Annotated in this window: 12 protein-coding genes; 8 read left to right on the top strand and 4 right to left on the bottom strand. The window is 38.9% G+C overall.

Going from position 1 to position 12,975, the window contains the following annotated elements:
• Window positions 1–28 precede the first annotated feature (28 nt).
• Window positions 29–505, top strand: a complete 477-nt coding sequence (locus V7149_RS03370; protein ID WP_335344245.1) for an ArsR/SmtB family transcription factor — start codon at window positions 29–31, stop codon at window positions 503–505.
• Complete coding sequence (locus tag V7149_RS03365) at window positions 506–1,780, top strand: MFS transporter (protein WP_335344244.1); 1,275 nt, start codon at window positions 506–508, stop codon at window positions 1,778–1,780. It begins immediately after the preceding gene.
• 287 nt (window positions 1,781–2,067) lie between these two features.
• Here V7149_RS03365 and V7149_RS03360 read toward each other — a convergent pair whose 3' ends face one another.
• Window positions 2,068–2,799 carry a DsbA family oxidoreductase gene (locus V7149_RS03360; protein WP_335344243.1) on the bottom strand — a complete coding sequence of 244 codons (732 nt, stop codon included), beginning with the start codon at window positions 2,797–2,799 and terminating at the stop codon, window positions 2,068–2,070.
• Window positions 2,800–3,128: 329 nt separating this feature from the next.
• On the opposite strand from V7149_RS03360, the gene V7149_RS03355 reads away from it, so the two are divergent.
• From V7149_RS03355 to V7149_RS03340, 4 genes are all read left to right on the top strand, one after another.
• Window positions 3,129–3,599 carry a ribonuclease H-like YkuK family protein gene (locus tag V7149_RS03355; RefSeq protein ID WP_335344246.1) on the top strand — a complete coding sequence of 157 codons (471 nt, stop codon included), beginning with the start codon at window positions 3,129–3,131 and terminating at the stop codon, window positions 3,597–3,599.
• A gap of 117 nt (window positions 3,600–3,716) precedes the next feature.
• Window positions 3,717–4,094 carry a GntR family transcriptional regulator gene (locus tag V7149_RS03350; RefSeq protein WP_335344242.1) on the top strand — a complete coding sequence of 126 codons (378 nt, stop codon included), beginning with the start codon at window positions 3,717–3,719 and terminating at the stop codon, window positions 4,092–4,094.
• A 29-nt stretch (window positions 4,095–4,123) separates the two neighbouring features.
• Window positions 4,124–5,218 (top strand): DUF1648 domain-containing protein, encoded by a 1,095-nt coding sequence (locus V7149_RS03345; protein ID WP_335344241.1) that lies wholly within the window; start codon window positions 4,124–4,126, stop codon window positions 5,216–5,218.
• A gap of 24 nt (window positions 5,219–5,242) precedes the next feature.
• Window positions 5,243–6,559 carry an alpha/beta hydrolase gene (locus V7149_RS03340; protein WP_335344240.1) on the top strand — a complete coding sequence of 439 codons (1,317 nt, stop codon included), beginning with the start codon at window positions 5,243–5,245 and terminating at the stop codon, window positions 6,557–6,559.
• Between the two features lie 78 nt (window positions 6,560–6,637).
• Here V7149_RS03340 and V7149_RS03335 read toward each other — a convergent pair whose 3' ends face one another.
• Complete coding sequence (locus V7149_RS03335; protein WP_335344239.1) at window positions 6,638–7,087, bottom strand: CoxG family protein; 450 nt, start codon at window positions 7,085–7,087, stop codon at window positions 6,638–6,640.
• Between the two features lie 307 nt (window positions 7,088–7,394).
• Between V7149_RS03335 and V7149_RS03330 the strand changes: the two genes are divergently transcribed.
• Window positions 7,395–9,824 carry a S8 family peptidase gene (locus V7149_RS03330; RefSeq protein WP_335344238.1) on the top strand — a complete coding sequence of 810 codons (2,430 nt, stop codon included), beginning with the start codon at window positions 7,395–7,397 and terminating at the stop codon, window positions 9,822–9,824.
• Window positions 9,825–9,936: 112 nt separating this feature from the next.
• On the opposite strand, the gene V7149_RS03325 is transcribed toward V7149_RS03330, so the two are convergent.
• Complete coding sequence (locus tag V7149_RS03325; protein ID WP_335344237.1) at window positions 9,937–10,668, bottom strand: DUF3784 domain-containing protein; 732 nt, start codon at window positions 10,666–10,668, stop codon at window positions 9,937–9,939.
• Between the two features lie 209 nt (window positions 10,669–10,877).
• Between V7149_RS03325 and V7149_RS03320 the strand changes: the two genes are divergently transcribed.
• Window positions 10,878–12,713 (top strand): M6 family metalloprotease domain-containing protein, encoded by a 1,836-nt coding sequence (locus V7149_RS03320; protein WP_335344236.1) that lies wholly within the window; start codon window positions 10,878–10,880, stop codon window positions 12,711–12,713.
• A 65-nt stretch (window positions 12,714–12,778) separates the two neighbouring features.
• On the opposite strand, the gene V7149_RS03315 is transcribed toward V7149_RS03320, so the two are convergent.
• A partial coding sequence (locus tag V7149_RS03315; RefSeq protein WP_335344235.1) for a hypothetical protein occupies window positions 12,779–12,975 on the bottom strand: 197 nt, incomplete at its 5' end.

Here is a 12,975-nt window from a genome sequence, read left to right as displayed (position 1 = left end):
ACCAAAAAGATTAGGGTGGTAAGGAAAATTGGATTCTCAACAAAATATGATGGAAATCAATCTAGAACAGCAAAAATTAATTTCAAGTCCATTAAGAGTGAAAATTATTTACTTGCTTGACGAACGTCCAATGACGGCAAAGCAGGTGGCAGATGAAATGGGAAAAACAGCCGGCAGTATTCATTATCACATTCAGCAGCTTTATCATGGCGGAATCCTTGAAATTGCGGAAACGAAGGAGAATAGGGGAATTATCGAGAAATATTACCGCTCAAAAGCAACCCATTTTAAGTTAATTGACGAGAATGCTCCTATTCAGGAAAAAAAGACACGTAAGAGGGGATCAAGTTTATCACTTACAGACGAAGAGTTGAAAGAATTTGAAGCAGATTGGGACCAACTCATATTAAAATATTTAAAGAAAACAGTTAAAAGTGATAAAGAGCGCACACCTTATCAAATTTCCTGTCAGTTTGAAAAGCTAATGGATGAGGAGGAGAATTAAATGGCAGGATCGATACAAAAGAATCTTATCCTGTTTCTAATCGGTAAAATGACGGCGGTTCTAGGCTCATCGATTTATGGCTTTGCAATCGGATTGTATATTTTAGCAAAAACAGGTTCAAGCCTTAACTTTGCTATTACGCTGCTTTTAAGTGCTTTGCCAAGAATAGTGCTCTCCCCGATTGCTGGTACATTGAGCGATCGCTTGAATAGGAAGATGATGATTATAACATCTGATTTTGCCTGTGCAATTTGGCTCGTAATTGTCTTTTTCATATTTACCTTTCTTTATCCGGAAATTTGGGTCCTATATTTAGCAACAGCTGTCCTTAGTATCCTCAACACATTTTACTCCAATGCTGTCACATCAGCGATCTACAACATGGTTGGCCCAGATTATTTGCAAAAGGCGATGTCCTTAAATCAGGCAGCCGCTTCCCTTTCCGCTATCCTAGGACCTGTCCTTGGTGGTATATTCTTCGGACTCTTTAACATTACTACTTTCATGATAATTAATATTATTACTTTTACGATTTCAGGATTGGCAAGTGTTTTCATTCAATATGATTTATTTGCAGAAAAAAAGGAGAAAACTAATGGCAACTCTGTGTTAACAGATTTGAAATTAGGATTTATCTACGTTAAGAATCAACCTTTTATTAAGAATTTAATTTTGATTTGTATTTGGCTTAATTTCTGGTTTGCGGTGTTTCCAGTTGCCATCCCGTATCTAGTTCTAACCATTCGAAAGATGGAGTCCATTCAGCTTGGCATTATTGAAGGAACCTTCTCAGTCGGCATGATGGTGATGGCTATTATTCTATCAACCCGGCCAGAGATCAAAAGAAAGGAACTTAGCATTTTTGGCGGGTTGATCGCTATGTCGACCGTTCTAATTTTATTGGGATTGCCGAACGTTCCAGGTATGACGCATATCTCAAATACACTTTTCTTTCCTTATTTAGTCATCATGGTTTTCCTGCTGTCTACTTTTATTATGCTGATCAATATGCCCATTATGGTTCTACTCCAAAAGAGCACACCAGATGAATACCGAGGACGAGTCATGTCTCTCCTTGAAACAGGTGCAAGCGCCATGACACCGCTTGGCTTTATCATCTTTGGTTTCGCTCTTGAAAAGATGCCTGTTTGGATATTACTGGCAGTCTGCGGGCTTAGCATCATAGCTCTAATCCTCTATCATATTAAAAAGAAAACCATTACACCTTATTTACGCGAGGATAACAAACCTAAAGAAGTTGCATTGGAAGGGTAAGAGGCAAGTTTTACAATTAGACAAAAAAACAAACATTTTTTTATTTCTACTTTATTTGTTGTTTTGGCAACGATTATTATGACTGTTCAATCCTTTTCTGGTTTACGGATTGTTGGAAAAAACACCGCAGACTATTATTAGGACCCTGTAACATAAAAGGAAGTCAGGCACCCCAAGGAGGTGCCTGATTTTTTTATCAAGAGTTGGAAAACCCCAACATAGGGAGTTTAATGTAAGTGTTTTGAATGGAGAGCAGAAAACACCTTGATAAAGTTTTCTTAAAGTAATTATTCTTTTTTTTCCGGAATTCCGCAGCTCTCGTCCGTACAGCTAGCATCTTCCATGCCTTCTGCAGAAAGGTCCTGGAAAGCAGGAGCAGCAGATTCTTCTTCCCAAACCTTTTGAAGGGCACCCGCAAACGTTTCAGGGGCTTGGGCACCTGAAATTGCATATTTATTATTAATGATAAAATATGGTACTCCTTTAATGCCATACTGCTGGGCAATTGCCTCATCAATCCGTACATCATTAGCAAAGGCAGTTTTATCCTGAACAATTTTCAAAGCTTGATCACGCTCGAGTCCGGCTGATTCAGCAATGTCAGCCAGTACCTCTTCATCGCCTATGTTCTTTGAATCTGTAAAATAAGCGTGAAGGAGCTTTTCAGTTAGTTCTGGTTCTTTTCCATTCTCCTTTGCAAACTTTGCCAGTCGATGGGCATCAAACGTATTGCCATGCTTCATTTCATCAAAACGAAAATCCAATCCTACGCTCGCTGCTTGTTGTCCGACTCCTTCATTTGCCTGTTTAGCTTGTTCAATACTCATTCCATATTTCCCGGCAAGGATTTCGTGAATGCTTTTGCCGTTATATTTAGGAGAGTTTGGATCTAACTCAAAGCTTTTGAATTCAACCTCGACTTGATCCTTATGGGGAAATTGGTCAAGTGCCTGTTCCAATCTGCGTTTCCCAATATAACAAAACGGACAAACAAAATCTGACCAAACTTGAATTCTCATAAATGACCACCTCAATGATATTTTCCCTCATATTAGCATACTCATTAATGAAACCAATAAAAAGATGCTCATCGTTCCAAGCAGTTAAGGTTTAATTTGAATTTATTGTGGGAAAACTTAAAAAATGGTGAAACCTGGATAAACGATTTAAATATAATGATAATATACGCGGGTTGTACAGTAGTTGTTAGCCATTCGTTTTGGAACAGAGACAAAGCCATTTGTAATCTAACTTCACTCCTAACATAATGTGGTGATAAAAGGTGATATATGATCAGGGTGAAAACTTCACGTTTCAAAATTTACAAGAACGAAATTTAACATTTGATATGGTTTTTACAAGAATTCTTAAGTTCATTAATAGGAGTCCATGTGGTCATTACCGATTAATGGTCGGGACGGATTCACAGGTTCATTGTGATCGGACGATTTTTATTACGGGAATTGTGATCCAAAATGAAGGAAAAGGGGCTTGGGCCTGTATTAGGAAACAAATTATTCCTAGAAAAATGCTTCATTTGCATGAAAGAATCTCGTATGAAACCTCACTGACGGAACAGGTAGTAGCCCTTTTTACACATGAGAAGAAGAATGAAATCATTGATCTAGTCCTTCCTTATCTTTACCACGGAGCAACATTTACAATGGAAGGTCATCTTGATATTGGGATTGGACAAAGAAATAAAACACGGGAATTTGTAAAAGAGATGGTTTCAAGAATGGAATCAATGGGAGTAGAGCCAAAAATAAAGCCTGACGCTTTCGTAGCCTCTAGTTATGCCAATCGTTATACAAAGTAACCCAAAAGAAATTAGCTATATTAATAAACTCCAGAAATGGGGTTTTTATTTTTTTGTTCTATACAAACTATAACAAGTTTGTTATATTGAGTATAGAACAGAATGGAGGAGATAGGGTTGATCATTGTTATTGAGCCCCAATCTGATGTTCCGATCTATACCCAGTTAACGAACCAAATTATGGAGGGAATAGCGAGGGGATATTTGAATCCTGGTGATTCATTGCCTTCTGTGCGTGCCTTTGCCGCTGATTTGGGCGTTAATATGCATACAGTGAACAAAAGCTACCATGAATTAGAGAAGAAGGGCATCATTCACATTATCCCTAAATCAGGTGCCGTTATTAATTCTCCGGTCGTAACAATTGAAGTGACCGATCAGCTCTTAAAAGGTTTTAAACCGTTAATAGCAGAAGCATTAGTTTTGGGTCTAGAAAAAGAACAAATTCAAAAACTTGTGGAAACCATTGTTTCGGATTTAAGAGGGGAGTCATGACCCATTGATACAGAAAGGAAGAGGATCAAATGGATTTCTTACTTTTTTTAATCATTATTGTTTTTTTAGTAGCTATCCAAATGGCAACTCCATTTTTAGTTAAACGAAATATTGTATTTGGTGTTTTCATTCCGGATGAATATGATCGGGATGCCAAGTTAATTTCTTATAAAAAAATATATGCATGGCTCATTTTGATCTTTGGTCTAATTGGAGTAGCCATTTATCTTGTATTGGTGCCGAATGGGGATTCAGTCCATTCCAATTTATTATTGCTGCCACTAGTCATTCAATTTAGTCTCATTTTTGTAAGTATTGCGCTTTATTTTTACTTTCATGCAAAAACCATCCAGTGTAAGAAACAGATGGGGTGGGGAGAAAACTTAAAACAATTAAAAGTGACGGATTTATCTGTCCGCTCAAAAGATGAAATGCTTCCTTGGTATCTATACTTACTGCCAATGGTTGTTACTATTGGGATTATTGGTTATTCAATTTTAAAGTACAGTTTGCTTCCTGAGCAAATCCCTACTCACTGGGGACCAAATGGCAAGCCTGATGCGTTTACAGGAAAAAATCCTTTTTCCTCCATCTCATTGCCGCTAATCATGTTAACCATGCAAGTGATGTTTTTAAGTATTAATGAAATGACAAAGCGGTCTGGCATTAAATTAAGTGCCACAAGGACTGAAGCCTCCAGAATTCGTCAGCTCACACTTAGAAAATATTCGAGCTGGTTTATGTTTTTGACCAATATTCTTATTACGTTGCTTTTTTCCTTTTTGCAATTACAAATGATTCATCCTAATTTAGCCGATGGCACTTTATTAATGGCAATTCCCCTCATATTCGTATTTGTCATCCTGATCAGCTCTGTCCTTTTTGCACTTAAAGTTGGAACAGCAGGCGAAAAGACTGATATCAAGTCTTGGGATGGTATTTCCGATTTTGATGAAGATCGATATTGGAAGGGGGGGCTCATTTATTTTAATAAAAATGACCCTTCCATCTTTATTGAAAAGCGTTTTGGGATTGGCTGGACTTTAAATTTTGCTAATCCGATTGGTTATATCATCTTATTTGGACCGCTTGCTATCATTTTGTTCATTTCCTTTTTCGGTTAGCTAATAAATGTAGGAGGGTTAACTTTGAAGAAATTATCATATCTTCTATTTGTGATGTTAAGTGTTAGCTTATTATTGTTGGGCTGCAGCAAGGGAAATAAAAAAGAGGAAGTTGCAAGTGAAAAAGGGGGAAGTTCATTGGAAAGCATTGAGGGAGTATGGGAAGGTGTTATACAAATTCCGAATCAGCCGCTGCCTATTCAATTAGAGTTTTCAACGGATGGCGGCACTTTAAGCATTCCAGCTCAAGGGTTGGACAAATACCCATTTGCAAAAGTGAAATTAACTGATTCAAGCTTGTCATTGGCTATGGAGCTTCAAGGGCAGCATATAACATTTGATGGTAAAGTAGAGAATGAGAAGATTGCAGGTACATTTAAGCAGCAGGGTCAGTCTTTTCCTTTTGAACTAACGAAGGGAACGGCTGAAGAATCTAAAGAAGTTGGCGATCCTGTACAGATGGAAGTAAAGGATGGAACGATGAATGGATTATTGACCACTCCTCAAGGTGAGGGGCCATTTCCTATTATGATTATTATTGCAGGCTCAGGTCCGACTGATAAGGATGGAAACACAACAATATTACCAGGAAAAAATAATAGTTTAAAAATGTTGGCTGAAGACTTAGCGGCAAATGGAGTTGCGAGTATTCGCTATGATAAAAGAGGAATAGGTCAAAATGTAAGCCTAGGAGGAAAAGAAGAAGATGTGCGTTTTGATCATTTTATACAAGATGTAGAATCTTGGGTTCAGTTCGCAAGAGGGGATAATCGTTTCTCAAAGGTCGGCATTATTGGTCATAGCGAAGGCTCTTTAATCGGAATGACTGCAGCTAGTAAAACGAATGCGGATACGTATATTTCAGTTTCAGGTGCAGGCAGACCGGCCGATCAAGTACTGATTGAACAGCTAGAAGCTCAGCTTCCGGCAAACCAGCTACAAGAGTCAAAGGACATTTTGGATAAATTAAAGCATGGTGAAATAGTTAAATCTGTCAGTACAGAATTGCAATTCTTATTCCGTCCATCTATTCAGCCATACATCATTTCATGGCTCCAGTATAATCCTCAGGAACAATTGAAAAAATTGGAGTGCCCTGTTTTCATCATAAACGGTACACACGATCTTCAAGTTCCTGTTAAGGAAGCTGAGGCATTGCATGCAGCCAAACCAGATTCCGAGCTATTTATCATAGAAGGAATGAACCATGTTCTTAAGGATTCGCCTAAGGACCCAGAAGGTAATAGCGCAACATACACAAATCCTGATTTGCCATTGGCTGATGGCCTAGTGGAGCGTCTGATGGAGTTCTTAGAAAAAAATAATGTATTGGAAAAATAAAAGACAGGGGCATTCTCTTTGTGAGAGTGCTCCTGCTTTTGTTTGTGCTTGATTATTTACGTATTTTCGGGTTGTTCTCTAATTGTAAGCATGTTCCTCAATTTTGGCAGCTACAGCTTCAGTCAGTTCTGAAGTTGTTTCAGGAAGCGAGGTTGTTAATATCGAGTTTGCGACCTTTGCCAGCATTCCTTCGGCTGTAATATCAAGGCAGCCTGTCATAAGTACCTTCGAGTTTCCTTTTTGCTCCGCTAAAAAATATCCGTGGCCCGTAAATTTTTCATTTAGCCCCTTTAAGTTAAATGTCACTTTAGAAGGCTCTTCCCAGCCTGTAATATCAACCTTTAACTCAATTTTCTTCTTCATGAAACCAATATCACTTTTAAAGCACCATGTGGACTCTTTATCACTGAGAATCTGATGTTCAATATATCCGGGTACAAGTGGAGCCCAGTTATTAATATGACTCACAAAATCCCATACAGTCCGAATAGGTGCATTTACTTCAATTTGATGATTATAAATCGGCATGTTTTCCGCCCCTTTAGAAATTATTCATCGTTGCCTTACATGAAAATGTATTCAGATTAAACAAAAGGTATTCCCTTAAGAGTGCAATGCACCCCAAATAGACACTTTTTCATAAACTGTCCACCAAGGGTGCCTGGCACCGTTTTTTTTGAAAAATAATTCTAATGACCTATCGAAGTTAGGAGGAAGGACTCAAGGGTTATCAGTGAGGGATACAGAATATTTCCAATGTTATACATAATAGGGTACTGGAGGTGTGTCTTGTAAAGAGGCAACACAACCAACATCAAAGGAGATGAAAGGATCAATGTTAAAGAAGAATATGAAAGTTTTTCTATTGGCACTAGTACTATTATTAGCATTTTCGCCAATGGGTGCAGGTGCTGCTAATAAAGCGGAAAGCAAATCAGCTGCTCAACTGGCACAATTAGTCGGAGAGTTTGATTTTTCGTCATCGAACAGAACAAGTGTAATTGTTGAATTAACAGAGCCATCCATAGTGGAAGCAAAGCATAAAGGAAAGAGCCAATCCAAGGCAAATCTTGCTAACACTCGTAATCAAGTAAAATCAGATGTTAGCAATGTAGCAAAAAGCTCTCAAGTTATTCGTGAATATGATTATGTATTCTCTGGCTTCTCTGTCGAACTTACAGAAAATGAAATTCCTGCTTTATTATCTGTGCCTGGAGTAAAAGCAGTTTACCCGGATGTCGAATATCAGGCAACTAGCTTAGGAGAAGGGGAAATGATTTCCTCTGAGGAGTACAGCCCAAATATGCTCAATAGTGCACCGCATATTGGCGCCAACGAGGCTTGGGAATCAGGATATACAGGAAAAGGTGTCACGGTTGCGGTTATCGATACAGGGGTTGATTATACCCATCCGGATTTAGCAAATGCTTTTGGCAGCTATAAAGGCTGGGATCTAGTCGATAATGATAATGATCCACAAGAAACACCAGCTGGCGATCCTAGAGGTGATGCAACCACTCATGGTTCGCATGTTGCAGGTACAGTTGCGGCTAATGGCCTTATTAAAGGGGTAGCTCCTGAAGCAAATTTACTTGCTTACCGTGTTTTAGGTCCTGGCGGCCGCGGGACAACGGCTAACGTAATCGCAGGAATTGAAAAAGCAGTTCAAGATGGCGCAGACGTTATGAACCTATCTCTAGGAAACTCTTTAAATGATCCAGATTATGCAACAAGCATTGCATTAGACTGGGCAATGGCTGAAGGCGTTGTTGCTGTTACATCCAACGGAAACAGCGGTCCGAATAACTGGACAGTCGGTTCACCAGGAGGGGCCCGAGATGCCATTTCTGTAGGGGCAACACAGCTTCCATATAATGTATATAATTCTTCTATCTTCACATCTGAGGGTGTAGATTATCCTTCAGCAAAAGTAATGGGCTTTCCAAATGACCAAGCTCTTACAGATCTTAATGGACAAACTTTAGAATTTGTTCATGCCGGATTTGGTTCTCCTGAAGAATTTGTTGGAAAAGACTTTGATGGAAAAGTAGCTTTAATTAGCCGCGGTGCAGGAATTGCATTTGTTGATAAAGCTACTGCCGCTAAAGAAGCTGGGGCCGTCGCAGCGATTATTTATAATAATGTTGCTGGAGAAATTGTACAAGTGCCTGGCACTGATGTTCCAACTATTAGAACAACTTTAGAAGATGGTAATAAATTATTAGCCGAATTAGAAAAAGGCAATAATAAAGTGACATTTAACATTAATTTCGCCAATCGTGTTGGGGAAACAGTAGCTGATTTTTCTTCGCGTGGTCCAGTCATTTCTACATGGATGATTAAGCCGGATGTTTCAGCACCTGGCGTAAATATCGTAAGTACGGTTCCGACTCATGATCCATCTAACCCACATGGATATGGAGCTAAGCAGGGAACGAGTATGGCATCTCCACATGTTGCGGGTGCTGCTGCTCTTATTCTGCAGGCAAACCCGAATTGGAGTGTTGCTGATGTGAAGGCAGCTCTAATGAATACGGCTCAGAATCTTATCAATCCTGCTACTGGCCAAGCTTATCCGCATAATACGCAGGGGGCTGGAAGCATTCAGGTTTTAGATGCGATTCAAACAAAAACACTTGTGACTCCTGGAAGCCACTCTTTTGGAACTTTCTATAAAGATAAAGGGAAGCAAGTAGAAAAGCAGCATTTTACAATTAAAAACCTATCTTCTGAGCGCCAGACTTATAGCTTCGAAGTGAAAATGAACACTGATGCAATTAAAGTTTCGACGAGCAATAATTTAAAAGTAAATCCTGGACAATCCCAAAATGTTAACTTAAACGTACAAGTTGATGCGGGATCCCTAGAACAAGGCTATTATGAGGGCACAATCACGATTAGCAATGGCTCTGAAACGCTCGATTTACCAACGATTCTTTTCGTAAAAGAGCCAGACTATCCTCGTGTGCAATACCTTGGAGCCGGTCAAAATGGCGATGGGCAAATTGAAATTGAAGGATACTTCCCAGGTGGAGCAGAGGAAGTTGAATTATTTGTCTATCTATCCAACAAAGATGGCCAACCGTTAGGTTATTTAGGAGATATTGCTCTTTATAAGGATGTAAAGGCAGGCTACACAACCTTCAAATGGGATGGAATACTTGCAGATGGAACTAAACTTCCAGCTGGGTATTACAATATTTATGCCTACGCAACCTACCTAGGTCAATCAGATTTAGCAGGCACAAATATTTTAATCAAATAAATGATTGAAAAAAGGTCATCGTTCCCATTTGGAATGATGACCCTTTTACCTTGAAGGATTTGCTGTGCATAATACAGCAACTTACATAAAAAATCATGCAAACAATAAAACTCTAAAGAGGTGAGCCTGACTTTTCCTTCAATTCCTCATACCATAATTTCGTTTTGTCAGGATCTTTATCATTGATGAAGATTTTCTTTTTCTCCATTTCAATATAGATATATGGCGAAGAGCCTTTTTGAATAAAGAGAAGGCTGCTGCCGTAGTCCTTAATTTTAAAATGGCCTTTTGATAGTGTTGGCAGCCCAACACCGTTCGTCCTTAATGTAACTTCAGGCATACTATCCATTAATTCAATCCGTTTAATATCAGTCGTTCTCCATTCATCCCCATACATGCCCGTAATTTCAAAACGATTATCATGAACCTTAAGTTCATAGCCTTGATAGCTATAAACGGTGAGAGCAATTATAGAGCCAATTACGGCGACAAAAAGCACAGTGCTAATGATATAGCTTCGCTTTCTCTTACTTAGTGTTTCATACTTTGATAAATAAATGAGTCCGCCCATTAATAAAATTAGCATGCTTCCAAATTGAGCTTCCATTGCATATTTAAAGGAAGTAAAGGAAAGCGGAAGTAGAAGAACCATGACAACGGCAGTAATCAATAATAGGCTCCCGGTTTTCTGTGGTAAACGATTTGCAATTAGCTGCTGCTTTTCTTCTTCTGTACGAGAGGAGAATCCAGAAATAAGATAGTAAGCTTTCTTATAGCGAATGGCCCAGCCTATTAAACTGAAAATGATTATGAGGATGAGTTGTGAAATGATAAGTCCCCACATAAAATCTGCCTCCTTTTGAAAACTCTATTAATTATATACAAACATTGGTAAAAATAGGAGGCACTTATATTATTTTATTAAGCCAATCGAAATAAGTATTATTAACTATCTATTTTCCTAATAAAAGGTACCAAATCCTTATTCAGAAAATATAGACTATTTCATATGATTTATTTAGGAAATAGAAATATTTTAAAGGAGTGGTGTATTTGTTAAAGGTCTTATCTAGTTCTGCATTAGCACTAACATTAATTGGAAGTACTGTTTTTTCAGCGGGGGTCAATAAAGATGTAACCGCGAAAGAGAAGAGTACATATAATCTTAATTTAGCTCATTATGTAGGAGCTTCACCTGAACTTGCAGAGCAGGCAAAAAGATTTGGACTCGATCTTTCAAAAGTCGACCCTGCTGAAAAAGCAGCTAAGCATGGGACGAAGTTTCAGCAAGCTGGGAATAATCATGTTGCTTATAGAAATGCAGAGGGGGATATTCCTGTTCTAGTCATTCTAGCAAAATATAAAGATGGTGATGAGCCTGTCGGGGATATGCCTGGACAAGTTCCGGCCCATTATTATGAAGATTTAATTTTCGGAACGGAATATAATCCATATGAGCTTGAACAGTTTAAACAGTATGCTGAGTTTAATGGAGAGAAGGCTCCAACAAATCGAACGATGCAAAATGTTTACAAAGAATCAAGTAATGGAAAAGTAAATCTTGTCCGTAAAGAAAATACGGAATTTGTGTGGGTTGAAATGCCGAAGGGAGCTTCCTACTATTTAGACCAAGAGGGGAATTATGCCGAAAGTGGGAAATATGTCCTTGGGAATGAAAATGGGGATGCCCATATGGGTGAATTTGTTCGTGATTTATTGAAGGCAGCAGATGAGCAAATAGATTTCTCCCAATATGCGGAAAATGGAGAGGTGCCTAATATTTTTATCGTCCATGAAGGAACTGGGGCTGAATTCAGCAGGGATCCTGCACAAATCTGGTCTCATAAATGGAACCTATTAAGTGCTATGTATTATGGAAAGTACTATGAAACTGGTAAACCTGCAGATGTTCACGCAGGGCTGAGCCAAGGTGAGTGGATTAATAAAACAATAGCTGAAGACATGACTTATGATGGCGTAGTCGTAAACAACTATAATATTCAGCCAGCCATTGGCGGAAATGTTTCCGGATTTGATACAGCTACTGGTAAATATGATGAATCTAAGATAACAGGCCCATTCCCAGCACAAACAGGGGTGTATGCACATGAATTCGGTCATGCTTTAGGATTGCCTGATTTCTATGACACGGTTTATTCATCTGAGGGAGTTGGAAACTACTCCATGATGGCAGGCGGCTCATGGATGCGCTATCCAGACAATGCTGCTTATTCTGGGAACTCTCCAACGCATTTTGACCCATTCTCAAAAATTTTCTTAGGCTGGGCAAATCCAATTGAAGTTTCACCAGAAGATGGAATTCAGGAAATTACTCTTCCTCCGATCAGCCAAGCTTCTGCTAATAATGGAATTGTAAAAATGGCAGTCCCAGGCTCAAATGAAACAGAATACTTCCTATTTGAAAATGTCCAGCAAGACGGGTTTAATAAAGGGTTAATTCGCCAAGGCCAAGAAGCTCACGGATTAGTTGCATGGCATGTGGATGAAAATATCATTAACCTTTATCAAACTGCAGGCTTTCGGCCGAACAATGTGGAAAACTGGATGAACAAGCGCTTCCAGTACAATCAGTCTGAAACGGCAAGTGATGGAACAGTTGTGACACATTATGGTCTCTCTGTCCTTCAAGCTGACGGAAAATATGATCTCGAGAAAAATGTAAATCGCGGAGATGTGGGCGACTTCTTCAAAACGGGAAGTAAGCTAACACCTGTTTCAGGTAAGGTTCATACAGGATCCTATTACTTCTGGAAGGGCCAAAACTCAACACCTGGTGATTCCGGAATCCATGTAACCGATATTGTTGAAAATAACGATGGCTCCATTACGGCTAAATTTTTCTACAATTCGAACCAAGGAAATAAATAATTAAAAAACCTGATCCCTTAATTTTTTTTAGGGATTCAGGTTTTTTTAAGCATTTTAGGATGATTTCATTCTAGCCAAAAATGCTGGACGGACATTTTGAGAGGGAGAGGCTCTTGAAAAGTCCAAGCAGAAATGCAGGACGGACATTTTGAGAGGGAGTAGTTCTTAAAAGTCCAAGCAGTAATTGCTGGAAGAACATTTTGAGAGGGAGTGGTTCTTGAAAGTCCAAGCAGTAATGCTGGACGGACATTTTGAGAGGGAG

This window comes from Bacillus sp. JJ1503 (assembly GCF_036965125.1).
Taxonomy (GTDB): domain Bacteria; phylum Bacillota; class Bacilli; order Bacillales; family Cytobacillaceae; genus Cytobacillus.
Note: the sequence above shows the minus strand (reverse complement) of the source record. Positions and strands in the feature narration are given on the sequence as shown.

What these genes read in the sequence shown, in the direction of transcription:
- V7149_RS03325 (WP_335344237.1), bottom strand. Translation starts at nt 10,668, where the DNA reads ATGTGGGGACTTATCATTTCACAACTCATCCTCATAATCATTTTCAGT.
- V7149_RS03345 (WP_335344241.1), top strand. Translation starts at nt 4,124, where the DNA reads ATGGATTTCTTACTTTTTTTAATCATTATTGTTTTTTTAGTAGCTATC.
- V7149_RS03360 (WP_335344243.1), bottom strand. Translation starts at nt 2,799, where the DNA reads ATGAGAATTCAAGTTTGGTCAGATTTTGTTTGTCCGTTTTGTTATATT.
- V7149_RS03335 (WP_335344239.1), bottom strand. Translation starts at nt 7,087, where the DNA reads ATGCCGATTTATAATCATCAAATTGAAGTAAATGCACCTATTCGGACT.
- V7149_RS03355 (WP_335344246.1), top strand. Translation starts at nt 3,129, where the DNA reads ATGGTTTTTACAAGAATTCTTAAGTTCATTAATAGGAGTCCATGTGGT.
- V7149_RS03330 (WP_335344238.1), top strand. Translation starts at nt 7,395, where the DNA reads ATGTTAAAGAAGAATATGAAAGTTTTTCTATTGGCACTAGTACTATTA.
- V7149_RS03365 (WP_335344244.1), top strand. Translation starts at nt 506, where the DNA reads ATGGCAGGATCGATACAAAAGAATCTTATCCTGTTTCTAATCGGTAAA.